General features: G+C 57.8%; 21 protein-coding genes. 5 read left to right on the top strand and 16 right to left on the bottom strand.

What is annotated here, in order from left to right:
• Window positions 1-19: 19 nt before the first annotated feature.
• Together pdeM and Q0775_RS03170 are read left to right on the top strand one after the other, a co-directional pair.
• Window positions 20-682 (top strand): ligase-associated DNA damage response endonuclease PdeM, encoded by a 663-nt coding sequence (gene pdeM / locus Q0775_RS03165; RefSeq protein ID WP_298859919.1) that lies wholly within the window; start codon window positions 20-22, stop codon window positions 680-682.
• A 3-nt stretch (window positions 683-685) separates the two neighbouring features.
• A complete protein-coding gene (locus tag Q0775_RS03170) occupies window positions 686-1,105 on the top strand; it encodes a PaaI family thioesterase (RefSeq protein ID WP_298857874.1) in 420 nt (139 codons plus the stop codon).
• Here the strand turns inward: Q0775_RS03170 and Q0775_RS03175 are convergent.
• Window positions 1,102-1,821: a LytTR family DNA-binding domain-containing protein gene (locus Q0775_RS03175; RefSeq protein ID WP_298857876.1), complete on the bottom strand. Its 720-nt coding sequence runs from the start codon at window positions 1,819-1,821 to the stop codon at window positions 1,102-1,104. The genes Q0775_RS03170 and Q0775_RS03175 overlap by 4 nt on opposite strands.
• Window positions 1,822-1,935: 114 nt before the next feature.
• Here Q0775_RS03175 and Q0775_RS03180 point away from each other — a divergent pair, with 114 nt between their 5' ends.
• Entirely contained in the window at window positions 1,936-2,334 is a 399-nt protein-coding gene (locus Q0775_RS03180) for a DUF2306 domain-containing protein (protein ID WP_298857877.1), read from the top strand.
• Here Q0775_RS03180 and folD read toward each other — a convergent pair.
• Together folD and Q0775_RS03190 are read right to left on the bottom strand one after the other, a co-directional pair.
• Window positions 2,323-3,222: a bifunctional methylenetetrahydrofolate dehydrogenase/methenyltetrahydrofolate cyclohydrolase FolD gene (folD, locus tag Q0775_RS03185; RefSeq protein WP_298857878.1), complete on the bottom strand. Its 900-nt coding sequence runs from the start codon at window positions 3,220-3,222 to the stop codon at window positions 2,323-2,325. The genes Q0775_RS03180 and folD overlap by 12 nt on opposite strands.
• Window positions 3,223-3,308: 86 nt before the next feature.
• Window positions 3,309-4,985 carry a formate--tetrahydrofolate ligase gene (locus tag Q0775_RS03190; RefSeq protein ID WP_298857879.1) on the bottom strand — a complete coding sequence of 559 codons (1,677 nt, stop codon included), beginning with the start codon at window positions 4,983-4,985 and terminating at the stop codon, window positions 3,309-3,311.
• Window positions 4,986-5,280: 295 nt separating this feature from the next.
• Between Q0775_RS03190 and Q0775_RS03195 the strand changes: the two genes are divergently transcribed.
• The gene (locus tag Q0775_RS03195; protein WP_298859921.1) at window positions 5,281-6,489 is read left to right on the top strand and encodes a Hint domain-containing protein; all 1,209 of its coding nucleotides are present in this window, start codon (window positions 5,281-5,283) and stop codon (window positions 6,487-6,489) included.
• Window positions 6,490-6,579: 90 nt separating this feature from the next.
• Window positions 6,580-6,987 (top strand): c-type cytochrome, encoded by a 408-nt coding sequence (locus Q0775_RS03200; protein ID WP_298857880.1) that lies wholly within the window; start codon window positions 6,580-6,582, stop codon window positions 6,985-6,987.
• Window positions 6,988-6,997: 10 nt separating this feature from the next.
• Here Q0775_RS03200 and Q0775_RS03205 read toward each other — a convergent pair whose 3' ends face one another.
• The 13 genes from Q0775_RS03205 to ruvB all read right to left on the bottom strand — a co-directional run bounded on the left by Q0775_RS03205 (window position 6,998) and on the right by ruvB (window position 18,644).
• Window positions 6,998-7,585 carry an MOSC domain-containing protein gene (locus Q0775_RS03205; protein ID WP_298857881.1) on the bottom strand — a complete coding sequence of 196 codons (588 nt, stop codon included), beginning with the start codon at window positions 7,583-7,585 and terminating at the stop codon, window positions 6,998-7,000.
• 106 nt (window positions 7,586-7,691) lie between these two features.
• Window positions 7,692-9,614, bottom strand: coding sequence for an ATP-dependent zinc metalloprotease FtsH (gene ftsH, locus Q0775_RS03210; RefSeq protein WP_298857882.1), 1,923 nt, complete (start codon window positions 9,612-9,614; stop codon window positions 7,692-7,694).
• Window positions 9,615-9,692: 78 nt separating this feature from the next.
• Entirely contained in the window at window positions 9,693-10,961 is a 1,269-nt protein-coding gene (gene tilS, locus Q0775_RS03215) for a tRNA lysidine(34) synthetase TilS (protein WP_298857883.1), read from the bottom strand.
• A complete protein-coding gene (gene ybgF / locus Q0775_RS03220; protein WP_298859923.1) occupies window positions 10,952-11,767 on the bottom strand; it encodes a tol-pal system protein YbgF in 816 nt (271 codons plus the stop codon). Before ybgF ends, tilS begins: the two co-directional genes overlap by 10 nt.
• A 19-nt stretch (window positions 11,768-11,786) precedes the next feature.
• Window positions 11,787-12,311 carry a peptidoglycan-associated lipoprotein Pal gene (pal, locus tag Q0775_RS03225; RefSeq protein ID WP_298857885.1) on the bottom strand — a complete coding sequence of 175 codons (525 nt, stop codon included), beginning with the start codon at window positions 12,309-12,311 and terminating at the stop codon, window positions 11,787-11,789.
• Window positions 12,312-12,396: 85 nt separating this feature from the next.
• Window positions 12,397-13,719 (bottom strand): Tol-Pal system beta propeller repeat protein TolB, encoded by a 1,323-nt coding sequence (tolB, locus tag Q0775_RS03230; RefSeq protein WP_298857887.1) that lies wholly within the window; start codon window positions 13,717-13,719, stop codon window positions 12,397-12,399.
• Window positions 13,716-14,168, bottom strand: coding sequence for a hypothetical protein (locus tag Q0775_RS03235; RefSeq protein WP_298857889.1), 453 nt, complete (start codon window positions 14,166-14,168; stop codon window positions 13,716-13,718). Before Q0775_RS03235 ends, tolB begins: the two co-directional genes overlap by 4 nt.
• Window positions 14,169-14,176: 8 nt before the next feature.
• Window positions 14,177-15,274, bottom strand: a complete 1,098-nt coding sequence (locus Q0775_RS03240; RefSeq protein WP_298857891.1) for an energy transducer TonB — start codon at window positions 15,272-15,274, stop codon at window positions 14,177-14,179.
• A gap of 3 nt (window positions 15,275-15,277) precedes the next feature.
• Window positions 15,278-15,748: a protein TolR gene (gene tolR, locus Q0775_RS03245; RefSeq protein ID WP_298857893.1), complete on the bottom strand. Its 471-nt coding sequence runs from the start codon at window positions 15,746-15,748 to the stop codon at window positions 15,278-15,280.
• 2 nt (window positions 15,749-15,750) lie between these two features.
• The gene (tolQ, locus tag Q0775_RS03250; protein ID WP_298857895.1) at window positions 15,751-16,446 is read right to left on the bottom strand and encodes a protein TolQ; all 696 of its coding nucleotides are present in this window, start codon (window positions 16,444-16,446) and stop codon (window positions 15,751-15,753) included.
• Between the two features lie 110 nt (window positions 16,447-16,556).
• Window positions 16,557-16,943, bottom strand: a complete 387-nt coding sequence (gene ybgC / locus Q0775_RS03255; protein ID WP_298859925.1) for a tol-pal system-associated acyl-CoA thioesterase — start codon at window positions 16,941-16,943, stop codon at window positions 16,557-16,559.
• Window positions 16,944-16,957: 14 nt separating this feature from the next.
• The gene (locus Q0775_RS03260) at window positions 16,958-17,593 is read right to left on the bottom strand and encodes a hypothetical protein (RefSeq protein WP_298857896.1); all 636 of its coding nucleotides are present in this window, start codon (window positions 17,591-17,593) and stop codon (window positions 16,958-16,960) included.
• Window positions 17,594-17,624: 31 nt separating this feature from the next.
• Window positions 17,625-18,644: a Holliday junction branch migration DNA helicase RuvB gene (gene ruvB / locus Q0775_RS03265; protein WP_298857897.1), complete on the bottom strand. Its 1,020-nt coding sequence runs from the start codon at window positions 18,642-18,644 to the stop codon at window positions 17,625-17,627.
• Window positions 18,645-18,647: the final 3 nt, after the last annotated feature.

The raw sequence follows: 18,647 nt of genomic DNA on the forward strand, positions 1-18,647 counted from the left end.
ATCTTCCACCTTGCCGCCGATGAATGGATACAACTTCACAATCGCCGGGGCGTCCCTCATGGCGCTCGGCTCTGGCGCCCTTTGGTGGCCTGACCAGAATTTGCTCGTAGTTTCCGATCTTCATCTGGGCAAGTCCGAGCGGATCGCACGGCGCGGCGGCACATCCCTGCCCCCCTATGACACCCGCGACACGCTCAACCGCCTCGCTGCCGATCTGGCCCTCTGCCACGCACGCACTGTTGTATGTTTGGGCGACAGCTTCGACGACCTCGCCGCCTCCGAAGCCCTCCCCGAGTCCGAGCGTCAATGGATTTTCCGTCTCCAGGCAGGACGCCGCTGGGTCTGGATTGAGGGCAACCATGACCCCGGTCCTGTTGAATTTGGTGGTGCTCATCTGGCAGAATTGCCCCTGCAACCTCTCACCTTCCGCCACATTGCACATGAGAGCGCGGCGGGAGAAATATCAGGCCACTACCACCCAAAAGCATCACTCGCCCTGCGCGGCCGCACCATCACACGCCCCGCATTCCTCATCGACAGTGACCGTGTGATCCTGCCCGCATACGGCACCTACACAGGCGGCCTGCGCACCCAAAGCGATGTCTTGAACACCCTTATGCGGCCCGAGGCACTTGCCGTGCTCACAGGCCCCATGCCCACCGCCATTCCCATGCCGAGGTAGCCAATGGACCACAATATCAAAGATCGCATCCGCGCAAGCTTCCAAGCGCAAAGCATGATGGAAACCCTCGGTGCCGAACTCTCAGAGATCAGCAAAGGCCTCGTGCGCATCACCGCACCCATCCTGCCGCACACGCGTCAGCAACAAGGGTTAGGACATGCAGGTCTTACCTTCTCCATTGGGGACAGTGCGGCGGGCTACGCCGCTCTCACGCTCATTCCGCTGGATATGGAAGTCGTCACCGCCGAGATCAAAATAAACTTGCTGGCTCCCGCCCGCGGAGACTGCCTCATCGCTACAGGCCGCGTCATCAAAGGCGGCAAACGCCTCAGCATCGTCACTGCCGAAGTCCATGCGGAAGCTGACGGTGAACAAACCCTTATCGCGATCCTGCAAGGGACCATGGTCCCCGTTCCACGCTAAAGCAGTCCCGCATCCTGCGCAGCACTTCGAAAACTCCGGCTCACGGGCACTTGTGCTGCATCCGCCATCACCAGCACGTCCCGCCCGTTTTCACGACGGCTCTTGGTCACTGCATCCGTTGCAATCCAATGCGACCTGTGCACTTGCAACCCGCGCCCTTCCAACTCAGCGATTGCGTCGCCAAGCCGCATCAAGATCAGCGTCTGGCCCTTAGCAGTCACGACATTGAGATAGTGATCCTGCGCCTCGATCCGAACCAAAGGCCCACGAAATTCAATCGGTAAACGGCGCAAAAACGCCTCACCCTCAGGCTTCCCCACATCCTCTTCCACAGCAGGCACCACCGCCCAGACCACCAGATTTACTGCCGCCGTCACCAAGCCAACAGTACCGGTTAGATAGACCCAATCGGCCCAACCGCCCCAGATTTCAAAGACAAGACTGTTCATCAAATGCGCAAGGCTGGCCACCACCAGAACAAACCCCGCCTGAACGGCGATCTTGCCCCAGCGCCCCATATCACGGGCCAGCCACCGCGCACCAAAACTCAACAGGATCGACCCGCCCGCAATACCGCCCCAATAGAGTACACGGCCCCCAAGCCGCATCGCATCCAGCGTCCCGAACGGGCCCGCCACAACAGCGACTGCCGTCACCACAAGCCAGATCAAAAGAGGCACACGGTGGCGGGTCATTTCACGAAGCGCGAATTGCATATGGTCCCTTGTCCTTGTCATTCACGTATTGAGCCACCCTGCCCACGTAACGCAACTGGCCCCCTGATCGTCAACTTGCCATGAGAGGTCAACCCAACACAATGGAGCCCTGACATGACCCTCACCCCCCTCGCCAATGCATCGCTGATGATCCAAATCCACACGGCCCTTGCCCTTGGCGCAGTATTCCTGACAATCGCAATATTCAGCTTGAAAAAGGGCAGCCGCTATCACCGCGTCATGGGGTGGGCATGGGTGATCATGATGGCCACCGTCGCAATCAGCAGCTTCTGGATCAACACAATCAAACTGGTCGGGCCGTTCAGCCCGATACACCTGCTTTCGGTCTTTGTACTCTGGAACTTGTACCAAGCCGTCACAGCAGCCCGCAGCCACCGCGTCGCAGATCACAAACGCGCGATGCAGGGGATGGCCTTTGGCGCACTCCTGATCGCAGGTGCGTTCACCTTTCTGCCGGGCAGGTTGATGAACGCAGTTCTCCTAGGCGGTTAAGCCGCTCGGCGCGTCCAACCCATTGGCGCGACAACAGGCGGTGACTGTGTTAGCCAACAAACATGCAATCGTCATCGGCCCCACACCACCCGGAACAGGCGTGACAGCCTTGGCAACAGTCATCGCCTGCTCAAAATTCACATCCCCCAGCAGTTTGCTCTTACCGGGCTTTTCAGGGTGTGGAATACGCGTGATGCCCACATCAATCACAGTGGCACCGAGTTTAATCCAGTCCGCTTCGACCATCTCCGCACGACCCACAGCAGCCACAAGGATATCCGCACGGCGGCAGACCTCTGCTAAATCCTTGGTCCGCGAATGGGCGATCGTGACGGTACAGTTTTCGCGCAACAGCAGTTGCGCCATCGGCTTACCGAACAGGTTCGAGCGGCCAATCACCACCGCTTCCATTCCGGACATATTACCAATCTGGTCGCGCAGCAGCATCAAACACCCCAAAGGCGTACAGGAGACCAAGCCCACTTCGCCACTGGCCAAAAGGCCCGCGTTCACAACGCTCAGCCCGTCCACATCCTTGGACGGATCAATCCGCGCAACCACAGCGCGTTCATCAAGGTGATCAGGCACAGGAAACTGGCACAAAATACCATGCACACTTGCATCCGCATTCAACGTGTCGATCAGGGCAAACAAATCCGCCTCCGATACATCCGCAGGCAAACGGTGCTCAAACGAGGCCATGCCGACCTCGACCGTTTGCTTGTGTTTCGCCGCAACATATACTTCGCTGGCAGGGTCTTCGCCCACCAGCACAACCGCCAAGCCGGGCGTAATCCCGTGATCGGCCTTCAGGCGCGCCACATGTTCCGCAACTTGCCCCCGGACCCGCGCCGCAAATTCCTTACCGTCAATAATCGTCGCCGTCATTTGTATTCTCCTAGTGGTGCGCAATAAATGCGCACCCTACCCGTAGGGTGTGCATTCATGCGCACCTTCTTTAAATCGCACCTGTCTTAAAACAAGCCTTCAACTTCACCCGCATCGTTCAACCCGATGCTCTCGGCCGAGGGCACACGCGGCAGACCAGGCATGGTCATGATCTCACCACAGATGGCGACCACAAAACCCGCACCAGCACTCAAGCGCACTTCACGCACCGGAATGTCAAAGCCTGTCGGCGCCCCGCGACGCTCTGGATCAGTGGTAAAGCTGTACTGCGTCTTGGCCATACAAACAGGCAAGTTGCCATACCCCTGATCTTCCCATTCTTTCAGCTGGTTGACGATCTTCTGATCCATCTGGGCTGAATCCGCACGGTAAATCTTGGTCGCAATCGTGTTGATCTTATCGGCCAGTGACATCTCATCAGGATAGATCGGCGCAAAATTCGCATCACCCTTCTCGATGGTCTCGACAACCTTGGTCGCCAGATCCGCAGACCCTTCCGAGCCCAACTCCCAGTGACGCGACAGAACCGCTTCGGACCCTTGCGTCGCCACATAATCCTTAACTGCCTGCACTTCTTCATCTGTGTCGGTAACAAAGTGGTTGATCGCGACAACAACAGGCACGCCGAACGACTTCATATTCTCGATATGACGGCCAAGGTTGGCACAACCGTTCTGCACAGCCGCGACATCCTCGTTCCCCAGATCGGCCTTGGCCACACCACCGTTCATCTTCATCGCGCGCACAGTGGCCACAACCACGACACAAGAGGGCGACAGGCCTGCTTTGCGGCATTTGATGTTCAGGAATTTCTCCGCACCAAGGTCCGCACCAAAGCCTGCTTCCGTCACAACATAATCCGCCAACTTCAGCGCAGTCGTGGTCGCAATAACCGAGTTACAGCCATGCGCGATGTTGGCAAACGGACCGCCATGCACAAACGCAGGGTTATTCTCCAACGTCTGCACGATGTTCGGCTGCATCGCATCTTTCAGCAAAACCGTCATCGCTCCGTGCGCTTTGATATCGCGCGCAAACACTGGCGTCTTGTCACGGCGATAGGCCACAATCATCGACCCCAAACGCTCCTGCAAATCGGCAAGGTTCTTGGCCAGACACAGGATCGCCATAACCTCGGATGCCACAGTAATGTCAAAACCAGTTTCGCGCGGGAAGCCGTTGGCGACACCACCAAGTGACGTTGTGATCTGGCGCAAAGCACGGTCGTTCATGTCCACCACGCGGCGCCACACAACGCGGCGCGTGTCGATCTCAAGGGAGTTACCCCAATAGATGTGGTTGTCGATCATCGCCGACAATAAGGAGTGCGCGGAGGTGATCGCGTGGAAGTCGCCCGTAAAGTGCAGGTTCATCTCTTCCATCGGCACGATCTGTGCGTAGCCGCCTCCCGCAGCCCCGCCCTTCATACCAAAGTTCGGCCCCAGCGAAGCCTCGCGGATACAAACAGCAGCATTCTTGCCAATGCGGTTTAAACCGTCACCCAGACCAACAGTAGTGGTCGTCTTACCCTCACCCGCAGGGGTCGGGTTGATCGCTGTGACAAGGATCAGCTTGCCATCGGGGCGGTCCCGCACGGAATTGATAAACGACTGCGATACTTTCGCTTTATCATGGCCATAAGGCAGCAAATCATCCGAGGAAATACCCAGCTTTGCGCCAATCTCCTGAATAGGTTTCTTGGTCGCTTCGCGTGCGATCTGGATGTCAGTTTTAAAAGCCATGGTATCCCCCAATGAGTTTGCCGCTTCGGCATGTTCTGATGCATGCATACTAGGGCATACCACTAACGCAGGTCAGGATTACGACATTTTTGCCCTGTGATGCGGCGCAGCGTCGCAATCTCGTTTCGTTTAAGAAACCTGTGGGGCAGCACAGAAACCCGCAAGGACACTGCCTCGGACCCAAGACCCTGCCATGCTAATCTCTCTCTATTGACTTAAATCAGCCCCAAATTACCGCCAAATCGATCACAAACCCGCCTCTGGGCGTTTTATGGAGTATTGGCCTGTGGCCGACATGTTGCTGGGCGGCATCGTAATCAACGAAATCCTCGTTGATCCAAACGGTGCTTTGAATTTCGATACCGATGGCAACGGCACCGCAGCTGCCACCGATGAATACGTCGAGCTCTACAACAGCTCAAACGCCGCCATCGACATCTCGGGCCTCCAGCTTTGGGATATGGGCGTGGGCAACTGGTTCACCTTCCCCCCCGGCACAATCCTACAGGCGGGTGGTCATGCTCTTGTTCTGTCAGGTGTGCAAAGCGGTGGCAGCCTGCCCACAGGCAGCGCGAATGATCTGTTCTTTGACGCAGGTCGCGCCGCCCCGCTGATTAACAACGGCGGCGACAACATCACACTTTACGATCCTACCAATGACGAATTTGCCCAAGCGACCTTTAATGGCGACGCACTGGACAACCCGACACTGGGCGCATCGAGCTATTCCGGTTTTTCCACCACTGCAACACGTATCGGCACGGGCGAGGATTTTGGTAACGATACGGACGGCCTATCACTACAGCGTGCTGGCGACGGCGCGGATATCTTCACCACCGACACGCCCTCGGCAGGTGTGACAAACGTATGCTTTGCCGATGGCACCCGCCTCGCGACACCGCGCGGCGACATCGCTGTCGAAGATTTGCGTATTGGTGATCTGGTCCTGACTGCCGATCATGGCGCACAGCCGATTACATGGGTGTTTTGCAAAACATGGACCCCTGCCGAGATCAAAGCAGCCCCTAACCTCGCAGCGGTGCTAATTCGCCGCGACGCCCTTGGCGATGGCATGCCATCGCGTGATCTGCGTCTGTCCCAACAACACCGCGTCATGGTCCAAGGCAGCATCGCAAAACGCATGTTTGGCAGCGATCAAGTCCTCGTGCGGGCAAAATCCCTGCTGCGCCTCGCAGGTGTCACTTTGGAACGTCCCAAGATGGACGTCACATACTACCACGTCATGCTTGCCCGCCACGAAGTGGTCTTTTCCAACACGGTCCCCAGCGAAAGCCTCTATCTGGGGGAACAAGCGTTACAGTCTATTCCGCGCGATGCGCTGGACGAGCTTTGCACTCTGCTCGGCGTGCCGTTTAACGATCTGGGCAAAACGCGCGGCCCGATCCGTCCCGCACGCCCCTTTGCTGAGGGCAAAAAAGCCAAGCGCCTGATCAACCGCCATGCACGCAACCGCCACGCTGTTGTTGCCGAGGCGCATCACTAACTGCCTCAGTACGAGGGTTTGATCCATATCAATATTTATGCAGGGCTGATCCGCCAAATTGGCCTGACCCCTAAACAAGAAGGCCAGTCTATGATCCGCTCCCTCGCTGCACTTACACTCTCCACCCTGGCCATTTCCGCCTGCACGGCCAGTTTGGCCCCTTCCCCCAAAGCGAGCGGCGCGTATCTGTTCGACAAACACTGCACCAGTTGCCATGGCCGCACCGCCGAGGGGGACGGTCCCCTTGCCAGCGGCTTCGCCATTCCTCCCGCAAACCTGACGTTGATCGCACAACGAAATGGCGGCACTTTTCCCACTGCCGGAGTGATGGCCCAAATCAATGGATATACCGGCCGTCATCAGTTGGGCGGCATGCCGGAGTTTGAGGAAGTCATCCAAAGCCCACTGGTCGATTGGGCCTCCCCCTCGGGCGAAGTGATCCCAACGCCCCAATCCCTACTTGCCCTCGCCACCTACCTCGAAAGCATCCAACAATAGCGACGTTTTCTTAGATCATCGCAGGTGCCCACGGCCGCTGATCTGGAACATGTAGGCGCATGTGCTCACCCAGCTTCAATGTGCCTTCCCGCTCCACCCACGCAGTAACGCCGCGACGGTTCTTGGACGCTCCTTTCACAGCAGCGCCAGCCCCAGGCATATCCTCCTCAATCCCGCGTGCAGGCAACACGCAAGGGCGGTTCTCCATATCAATCACAATCGTCGCCCCCGATTCAGCTTGAAGCCGTGAAGACGGCGGCACATGGGTAAAATCAGCAATTCCCTCAATCACCAAAGTCGCCCCCATATAACTTGGGTCGAGAGCCTCAACCCCCATCGTCGACGCAATCGCCGCGAGTTCTTCCGTACTCATCACGCAAAGCTGGCGGGTGTTACGGATCACCGTATCGCGCGTATATTGCGACAGCACGCGACTACATGAGGGCCGCGTCAGCCCGCCATGGTCCTCCCCCTCCGGCCCTGCAAGGCTAAGAATTAACGTCTCGCGCCGCTGCGCCTGCAACGCGGCAGAACGGTCAGGTACAACGCCCAGCCAAGTGATTGTCGCATAGTAATCGGTGGGAATAAGCGCTGGCATATATTGTCTCCTGTTGCGGCAATCCTGCAAGCCTTGCGTCAAAAAGAAAAGGCCCCGCGCAGTGCAGGGCCATGATCTTTTGTATTGTCTGTTTCACAAAGTGTGATCAGGCTGAAGGCTCAGGTTCCATCCCACCAGAGGGGGGTGTTTTCTTACCCTTCGCCTTTGGAATCGCTGTGATGCTTGGGGCGGACCCGCTGTCAGGCTTGTCATCATCCTCAGGCTCGGTCGGCGGATTACCCGCCATCACGCGCTTGATTTCCTCACCCGTCAGAGTTTCATACTCAAGCAGGCCTTGCGCCAGCCGCTCAAACTCTTCCGCGTTATCTTCGATCACCTTGTACGCAACAGCATAACCAGTATCGATGATCGCCTTAACTTCGCTCTCGATCAGCTCCTTGGTCGCCGCCGAGACACTGAAACCGCCCGCGCCACCATTGGCCTGATACCCAGCTGCCGCTTCCTGATAGTCGATGTTACCGACCTTGTCGGACATGCCATAGCGCATGACCATCGCACGCGCCAAAGCACTGGCTTGCATGATGTCGCCCACAGGACCGGAGGACACGGAATCAGCACCGTACTTAAAGATTTCGGCTGCCTTGCCCGCCATCGTCATAGCGATACGCTCTTCGGCTTCATCCTTGAACATCTGCAGCTTGTCCATTTCCGGCAGGCTCATCACCATGCCCAAAGCACCGCCACGCGGGATGATCGTGGCCTTATAGACAGGATCACACTTCGGCATCTTGATGCCCACAAGCGCGTGGCCAGCCTCGTGGTAGGCAGTCTTTTCCTTCTGGTCTTGCGTCAGCACCATCGAGCGGCGCTCGGCACCCATCATGATCTTATCCTTGGCAGATTCGAAATCCATCATCGCGACGAAACGACGGCCAACACGCGCAGCCGTCAATGCTGCCTCGTTCACAAGGTTCGCTAGATCAGCACCGGAGAACCCGGGTGTACCGCGCGCAATAATGCGCAGATCAACGTCAGGGCCCAGCGGCGTCTTGCGTGCATGCACACCCAGAATCTTCTCACGGCCTTTGATGTCGGGGTTGCCAACTGTCACCTGACGGTCAAAACGACCAGGTCGCAGCAAAGCAGGGTCAAGCACATCTTTACGGTTGGTCGCCGCGATAATGATCACACCCTCGTTGGCTTCAAAACCATCCATTTCAACGAGTAACTGGTTGAGCGTCTGCTCACGCTCGTCATTACCGCCACCGTAACCAGCGCCACGCGAGCGGCCAACCGCATCAATCTCGTCGATAAACACGATGCACGGCGCATTCTTTTTCGCCTGCTCGAACATGTCGCGCACACGGCTTGCACCCACACCCACAAACATTTCGACAAAGTCGGAACCGGAGATGGTGAAAAACGGCACACCCGCCTCGCCTGCAATCGCACGCGCCAGTAGCGTTTTACCGGTACCTGGCGGGCCTTCAAGCAACGCACCCTTGGGAATCTTACCACCCAAACGGCTGAATTTCTGCGGATTGCGCAGGAATTCCACGATCTCTTCGAGTTCTTCTTTAGCCTCATCAATGCCTGCCACGTCATCAAACGTCACACGCCCATGCTTTTCGGTCAGCATTTTAGCCTTGGACTTACCAAAGCCCATGGCGCCACCTTTGCCCCCACCCTGCATACGGTTCATGAAATAAATCCACACACCGATCAGAAGCAGAATAGGAAGCAACGAGACAAGGAATGTCTGCAAACCGCTTTCCTGCTGGCTCTCTGCACGGAAAGGAACATCGTTTTCCGTCAACAGCTTGGTCACTTCGGCATCAAACGGCTTGATCGTGACATAGTCGCCATCAGACTGGCGAAAGCGGACCTGCTCCCCGTCTAGGGTTACATTGCTGACATTCCCGTTTTCAACGGAAGTGACGAAATCGGAATAGCTGATCTCACGGTTCTGCATGCCACCGCTGCCACCGCCACCATTGAACAAATTGAACAACGAAAAGACGAGCACGAGCAGCACGGCCCAGAATGCGAGATTGCGAAAATTGCCCAAGGAAACACTCCTGAATACATCTCGGCCAAAGGGGACTCCTTCAGCCACTCTCCTAAGATAGAGATTGAGGCGGTTTGTTCAATGCGAATCCAGAAATGAGGTGAAATCTGCGACGATCTGTACAGACCAATCGTCATTGTATCCCGCAAGCGGCACCGCAACGAGTAAATCCCCCCGCCAAACCGCCGGTGAGGCCATCAATGTCGCCCGCGGCTGCCCCGTATCACGCCAGTCGGGCAGAGCGCTCACAGATTCGCCCAAAGCCCGCACTTCCAAATCAGGCGCATGCGGCCCCTCGAGCCGCCAGCGCGTATCCCAAACTGCATCAGTCGCCGTTACCAAATCCTTCACCGCGTTATATTCGCGGGTGATGCGGTAGTGTCCTTTGCGCTTCATAATCAAACAGCCCGCAAGCGTCTTGCGCTGTTGGCCTGCCACATCCACGTCCAGCAATCCCGCCCAAACCCCGCGCGGCGGATACCTGTTCGATCCTACCCACTGCAGCGCCGCCGTAACCAACCGCCGCTCAATCTCCGTAGGGATCGGCGGCATCGGGCGCACGGGGATGAGCAGATCGCCTACCTCCTGCATCACATGCAAAGCAGCTTCCTGATGCGTATAATGCACCAATGCGCTTTGCGCCTGGCGCAGGGCAAAGGCCGAGGCGTGGATGGTTTGCGCCGTAACACCAACATCGGCCAATAAGGGCAGTGCCTTACGCGCCCGCGTGCGCAGATATTGTGGATCATCGTTACTCGGGTCTTCAATCCATTGCACATCGTGACGCCGCAGATAATCGCGCAACTCGCTCCTGTGTTGCTGCCACAACGGGCGCGACCATAAGATGCCATTACGCTCAAATCGGGTCTCCATTTCGGCCAACCCGTCAATCCCAGCAGAGCGCCCCAACCGCATCAAAAAGTTCTCTGCGGAATCGTCAACAGTATGACCCAAAGCGATGTTACGGATGCCTTTGGCCTTCGCCCACTCCGCCATCAGGGCATACCGCGCATCGCGTGCGGCGGCAGGCAGGTTTCCCTCTGCTTGCCCCCCCGCCCAAGTCAGAATCTCGTGTGGAATGCCCGATTGGGCACAAAGTGCAGCAACGCGGCCCGCTTCCGCGCCACTCTCGGGGCGCAATCCATGATCCACTGTTACGGCAGCGATCGGATGGCCTGTCTGCTCCGACCAACGGGCAAACAGGTGCAACAGCGCCATTGAATCCCCACCACCCGAGACGGCGATACCGATTGGCCCCGTTGGCGCACGAACAAACGCAACATCAATAAAATGCAGCAGCATGGCATCCTCGCCCTGCTGCATCACCCAGCTTTGGTCTAGCTGCATCCCAGCTTGGCCCGCTCCGCTTGGGCGCTGCCCGATGCGGGGCTGTCAGGGAAACGGGTGGAAACTTCGGCAAGCGTCACACAGGCCTCACCGCTTTGACCCAACGCGCCAAGGGACGCGCCAAGTTTGTAGAGGGCATCGGGTGCTATCGGTCCCGTTGGAGCCGCGCCAAAACTGGCCAGATAGGCACGCGCCGCTTCACGCGTATCACCCAAACCTTGCAACGCATCCCCGCGCAGCAATTCAACTTCCGCGGCTATTGGAGAGCCCGGGTAGGTCTGATTGAAGGTCGCAAGCTGGTCTGCGGCGGTGCGAAAGTCACCGGTTGCGAGCGCCTCCTGCGCCCGCTTGAAGTCGTCTTGCTCACCCACGGCGAGTTGGCTTGTGTTGGTTTGAGGGGCCACAGCAGGCGGCGGTGCCGTCGCCTGATCATTGCCACCTAATGTCGTCGTCTCACCAAGGGTGGAGATATCGCCGCCCTCCAGCTCAACCAGACGGAACTCCAGATCAGCAATCCGCCGCGTGCCATCATCAACAATGCGGTTAATGCGGAACTCAAGCTCTTCCGCTTTAGACGTCACACGGCTCAGCTCGCTCTCCATTGCATTGACCCGCTCCAACACGGAGGCAGGCATTTGCACCCCACCCGCCGTGCCTGTCGTGGCAAGCTCGCGCTTGAGCTTGGTCATCTCGACACTCAATGTCGTCAACTCTTGCCGAATATCGGCAAGAGTTTGCGCGTCCTGCGCCACAGCACCCATCGGCACCGCACCCAGTACAATCGCAAAGATAAAAGCAAAACGCATCACGCAGGCTCCCTAAAATTTAGCTTGTTTGACCACCGGCCAGCACAGTCACCGCACGACGGTTTTTGGCATAGCAGGCTTCGCTGGAACATATCTCAATGGGGCGTTCTTTACCGTAGCTGACAACCCGCAGACGGTTTGCCGGAACACCTTTGGACACCAGATATTCCTGTGCCGCATTGGCGCGGCGCGCACCCAGCGCGAGGTTATACTGGCGCGTGCCCTGCTCGTCCGCATGGCCTTCAATGACGGCCTGATAGTCGGAGTTGGTAAGTAGCCATGTTGCCTGCCCGTCCAGCGTGGCACGGCCTGCGGCTGTCAATGTGGATTGATCCACTTCAAACAACACGCGGTCGCCAACAGTCTGGTTAAAATAGGCTGTAGATGTCGGATCATTCGCCCCCCCAGTACCCACACCGTTGAGCGGCGTGCCAACCGTAGGGGCAGGATTGGCCAACGCGTCATCTGCGCCAAAACGGTTCGGGTTTGTACAGGCCGACAGCGCAACAGCTGCAACCAAAAGGCTTATGGGTAGGAATTTCATCTGCTCGACCTCATCATCGGGTTTTTATTATTACGCCTAATCTATCACAGCATCAGGCGGCGGGGAAAGGGGGTGCAGGCACCCGTTACTGTTGCAGCGGCGACCAGCTCGGGTCTGATCCGCCCTCGGGTGTGTCCACCTGCCGCAAAACGCGGCCCGTAATATCCACGGAGTAGAGCGACGATGCACCGCCCTCGCCCTGTGTCTCACGCGTGAACATGATCACACGGCCATTGGGCGACCACGTCGGACCCTCATCAAGGAAAGAGGCTGTCAGCAGCCGCTCTTCCGAGCCATCCGTGCGCATTACACCAATATGGAAGCGCCCCGATGTCTGCTTGGTAAAGGCGATCAGATCGCCGCGCGGCGACCAGACAGGCGTGCCATACCGCCCGTCGCCAAAGGAAATTCGCCGCGCCTCACCGCCACCCGCCGACATAATGTAAAGCTGCGGAGAGCCGCTGCGATCACTCTCGAACACGATCTGCGTGCCATCAGGGCTATAGCTCGGGGCCGTCTCGATTGCAGGTGTATTGGTCAGGCGCACCGACTGCCCTGACCCGATATCCATGGTGTAGATGTCCGTATTACCGCCCTGCGACAACGAGTAAACAACTGTATTGCCCGATGGCGAAAAGCGCGGCGCAAAGCTCATCGTGCCCTCCGCACTCTCCAACACACGCCGCTGGACCGACCCTACATCAAGCACGTAAATGCGCGGAAATCCGCTTTCATAGCTGGTATAAAGCACGCGATCACCATTGGGCGAGAAGCGCGGGGCCAGCACAATCGCACTGCTATCCGTCAAAAACCGCACATTCGCACCGTCATAATCCATAATTGCCAAACGCTTCTGTCGCTTGTCCTTTGGACCTGTCTCGGAGACGTAAACAACGCGGCTGTCGAAATAGCCGCCCTCGCCGGTGATCCGTGAGTAAACTTCGTCAGCCACCTTATGCGCCATGCGCCGCCAGCCATCGGTAGTGCCAGAAAATTGTAGCCCCTCCCCGATATTGGTCCCAGACACCACGTCATAGACGCGGAACTTTACGTTCACTGATGTCCCGTTGACCGAAACTGCCCCCGTGACAAGAGCCTGCGCATTCACTGCCTTCCAATCAGGAAAGGACACAGGCGCATTGAAATCAGAATAATTCGCGATAAAGGCCGAGCTTGGGATTTCGCGGAACACGCCCGTGCCCTGTAGGTCAGCCGCAATCACCCGTGACAGATCACCAGCCAACTGGCCCGCCTCACCTGTCTCTGCTTGGAAATCAGGAACGGCAAAGGGCAGCGGCTTGATGATACCCTCCTCAATAGTGATCTGCAGCGGCCCTTGCTGGGCCTGCGCGCCAGATGCTGCTACAAAGGCACAGACAAGCGCCAGACACATACTCAACAATCTCATCTAAAAATCACCTTTTCAGGGTTAAACGTCACAACAACGTCCTGCCATTCATCATATTTCCATTTTGGCAGGGTGTATCCATCAACACCGCACAGCCAAACGGCCCTTTTCGCTAATGCAAATGCCGAAGTTACGGCAGCCTCCTGCGCCTCTGCATGATCAATCTCTTTAAACGACCCTGCAACAGGCCGCCCGTCACGGTCCAGTGAAAAACCCACCTTGACCAGCGGCGCATCTTTTCGCGGCATCCAACAGGCAGATATCTGCTTGTCAAAAATGACCAACTCATCATCGCTTAACGCCGCTTGCGTCGAAGCGGCCATCATCGGGCGCGACGGACCTTGCATTTGAGGCTCAATCGGAGTGCGCATCAGCGGGCGCTCTTTCGGACGCACCTTGTCATCGGCCATCGCACCTGTCGCAAAGCCAAAGGCACTTATGAAGCACATGAGAACCCTCATCTGATCCGCATCCGTTCTGGGTTGAACGTCATCTCGATCTCTTGCCACTGCCCGTATTTCTCTGGCGGCAAAGGGTATCCATCCTTCTGGCACAGCAAAATCGCCCGCCGCGCCGCTCCAAAGGCCGCGTTGGCAGTAGAGGCATCGCCGCCCTCACTCGCAATCATCCGCAAAGACGAGGCAACAACCTTGCCGTCCTGCGTCATGCTCATCAAAACGGTCACCGTCGTCTGCGCCCAACGCGCACCGGGGTCCACGTTCCAACACCCCTGAACTGCAAGGCGCAGCGCGTCCTTCTCACCCGACGACATCGGCGGCCCTGTCGGCACAGTATTGGTGGCAGAAGAGCTCAACGCAGCCTCCAGCGCTGCCTGCACAGCCGCATCATCCACCACATTCTCAGAAGGTGCAGGGGTCACTGGTGTCTCAACCGTCTGTGTTGGCTGCGGCGCAGACGGTCTGCGTGCAGGCGGCCGCAAAGACGCAGTCGGCGAAGACGCTGGGGCTTCTGCCGCCTCGGTAACAGTGCGATCCGTTGCCTCTGGCGCAGCGGTCGCCTCTTGCGGCTGCTCCACAGTCTCGCCTGTCTCTTCGGGGATCACGGCCTCCTGCGGCGCAGGATCCTGCACTACATCGGGCTCGGGGCGCGGCGCTGGCTCGGGTGCGACCACTTCGGCCGGCCGCTCCACTGGTGTTTCATCCACAGGCGCATCTTCCACCGCAACTTCCGCAGGAGCCTCCGGTCGCTCTGGCGCCGCCTCCGATATCTGGGGTGCCAGTTCCTCAACAGGTTCTTCCGCAGGCTCGGCTACATCCTGAATAGGTGCCGCCACAGGTTCCTGCACACCCAAATCCACTTCAGGCGCATCGGCTGTCACTTCGGGCGCTGCTGGCGCAGGCTCTTCCGCCTCCACAACAGGCTGCCGCGAGGCCTCGACAAGGGCCGCAAATTCCTCACCAGAAATCATCGACGCTTCGCGCACCTCAACAGGATCGGGCCGCGAGGTGAACAACCCACCGAACAGCACAAAGGTGATGAAGCCCACATGCCCCACCCCCGATACGATATTGCCAATTTTGCGTGCGCGAGACATCGCTTAGTTTCCAGTGCCGTCCAGCGTTGGCCCGCCGATATCCGTCACCAGACCAATGTTGGAAAATCCACCCGCATTCAGCGCACCCATAATTTCCATCACAGCACTATATGGCACGGCACCATCTGCACGCAGGAACACTCGGTCCCCCTCGCGCTCGGCTGCAACAGCTCGCAGCTTGGGGATCAACTCATCACGCGCTGTCTCTGTCGTCATTATTTGCACACTACCTTCGGCCGTGATCGTCACGGTCAGCGGCTCTTCTTGCTCCGCTGGCAGCGCCGAGGCGGCCGTCTTGGGCAACTCCACGGGCACACCCACGGTCAGCAACGGTGCCGCCACCATGAAGATAATGAGCAGCACCAGCATGACATCCACAAACGGCGTGATGTTAATCTCCGACATCTGCGCCGCACCCCCGCGCCGCCTGCGCCGCCCGTTGCCGCCGCTTTTTTGCATCACACCCCCGGCCACGATCAGCTGTCCACTTGGCGGCTAAGGATGGTCGCAAATTCATCAGCAAAGGCCTCGTATCCACCAAGGATACGATCGCTATCGGCGTTAAATTTGTTGTAATAGACAACCGCAGGGATCGCGGCCATCAGGCCTAGGCCCGTTGCCAGCAATGCCTCTGCAATACCGGGTGCAACTACTGCAAGGTTGGTATTCTGCTGCTCCGCAATCTCGATAAACGCGTTCATAATCCCGAAAACAGTCCCGAACAGACCGACAAATGGTGCCGTCGATCCAGTGGTCGCCAAAACGGGTAGACCCTTTTGCAAGACCTCTGCTTCCTTGGCAATCGCCACATCCATGGAACGGTCAATCCGTGCTGTGGCCCCTGGAATAAGTCCACCATCCTCGCGGTGCGAACGACGCCACTCCGTCATGCCCGCCGCGAAAATCTTCTGCGCCGCACCCGTAGGCTCCGGCCCGATCTGCTCGTACAAACCGTCCAGCGGCTCACCCGACCAAAACGCACGGTCAAACTCTTCCGCCTCGGCCTTGGCCGCGCGATACTGGATCGTCTTTTGTACGATGATGGACCACGTCCAAAAACTCGCCACCACAAGTGAGATCATCACCAACTTTACGGTGAAGGTCGCTTGGGCAAACATGCCCCATACGGTAATGCTATCGCCTACGCCGGCGAGTATAAACGCTGTCTGCATGTGTATTGCTCTACTCTACTGCCTCAGGTGGGCCTGTTCTCAGGCTCCATTTGGGTAGAATCTAGCGCAGCACAAGGGAAAAAGCGAGGGCCAAGCGTACCGCCGCCCGATCACGTTTTCAGCAGGCGACATTCCGCTGGCAAACGCACAGGTTTTCCGGATGCTCCAATGCACACAATCAGCACCTTTGCAGTGAAAATCAGCGTATCACCACGCCAGACCTCCTGCCCCATCACCATCTTGGCCGCACTCAAACTGTCTAGCGTGGTGCGCACGTCCAAGATATCATCAAACCGCGCAGGGGCGACATAATCCGCCTCCACCCGACGCACAGCAAAGACAACACCCGCCTCCTTCATCGCCAACTGGTCAATGCCAACCTCCCGCACCCAGTCACTGCGCGCCCGCTCGATAAACCGCAGGTAATTGGCATAATACACTATTCCCGCCATATCCGTGTCCTCATAATAGACACGTATTTCCTTGCGGTGGATCATTGGCTCAATCTTACTCATTGCACGACCCCCGCCCCGGCCTGCATCCGCGCATACAACCGCAATGCATGGCTGCTATCCGTAGCAGCCGACGGCAACACAGGATCATAAGCCGCCCGTATCAATCCCGCCACATCTGGCCGCAAGATCGTCTTCTCCCCGACCACTGCCAGAGGCGAGCGATCCTTGAACGCTTCATCCGACCAAAGCACATAAGACTGTACAACTTGGCTTAAGGCCAGTGTCTCCGCAGGTACTGCAGTCAGATGTTCATCCATCCGCAAGAACACAAAACATGCCTTGATCGCACCGCTCTCATCAAAGCGGAAAAACCGATACTGATTAGCATCCACATCCGTCAGCTTCTCAACCAGCGGCCCCAGATCAGGCACCAAACGGTCCATCCCCGGCACATCCAACAATTCCGCCCATTCAGAGAAGAAAAAGACCATCATGTTGGAGCCAAGCTCCATATCAGTCTCGGCCATCTTATGCCCCGCCAACGCGGTCACAGCCTCCAACGCGCCCTTCACAACCTTCAAGGTCGCCTCTTCCACGCCAAATACCACAGGCGCGATTGGCCGCCCCCAACGCGCAAATACAAACTGCCCGTCGCCCCGCGTAAACAGCGCTTCAATATCACTCGGTTCCATCTTCATTTGGCCCTTAAACTCAAATCCAACCTCAGCCAAACAGGTCAACATCCCGTTTTGGCGGTTCCATTCCCAAATGCGCCCACGCCTTCTGCGCTAACATACGGCCTCGCGGTGTCCGCTGGATCAAGCCCTGCTGCAACAAAAACGGCTCGATAACTTCCTCAAGCGCATCACGGCTCTCACTCAAGGCCGCTGACAACGTCTCGATGCCCACAGGCCCGCCCTGATAGTTCTCCGCAATCAATCGTAGATACCGTCGGTCCGCCCCGTCCAGCCCAAGGTGATCCACCCCCAGCCGCGTCAGCGCCATATCAGCCAGTGCCCGCGTCACACGTCCGTCCCCTTCAACAACCGCAAAGTCAACGACACGGCGCAGCAACCGCCCCGCAATCCGCGGTGTTCCGCGTGCACGTTTCGCAATCTCGCGTGCACCGCCCTCATCCGCAGGTGCGCCCAATTTTCGGGCGTTGCGGTCCACAATAATGAACAACTCGTCTTCGGTATAAAACTCCAACCGCGTCGGGATACCAAAACGGTCACGCAGGGGCGTGGTCAACAATCCCATCCGCGTGGTCGCCCCGACCAAGGTAAAGGGCTGCAACTCAATACGCACCGTCCGCGCCGCTGGCCCCTCGCCAATCACCAGATCAAGCTCGAAATCCTCCAGCGCAGGATAGAGCACCTCTTCTACCGCAGGGTTCAGGCGGTGAATCTCGTCAATAAACAAAACATCCCGCGCTTCGAGATTGGTCAGGATCGCAGCCAGATCACCGGCCTTGGCCAGCACTGGCCCCGAAGTCATCCGAAACCCGACCCCCAACTCCCGCGCCATGATCTGCGCCAGTGTGGTCTTCCCCAATCCGGGGGGGCCATGGAACAGCGTGTGATCCATCGCCTCTTCGCGCTGCTTGGCGGATTGTATAAATACCTTGAGGTTGGAGCGTGCCTCCGCCTGCCCCACGAATTCATCCAGCATTTGGGGCCGCAATGCGCGGTCAAAATCTTCGGGCATCCCCTCAGGGCGCACAATCGGATCACTGTCTATCATGTC

The organism is uncultured Sulfitobacter sp. (assembly GCF_947499945.1).
Lineage (GTDB): Bacteria > Pseudomonadota > Alphaproteobacteria > Rhodobacterales > Rhodobacteraceae > Sulfitobacter.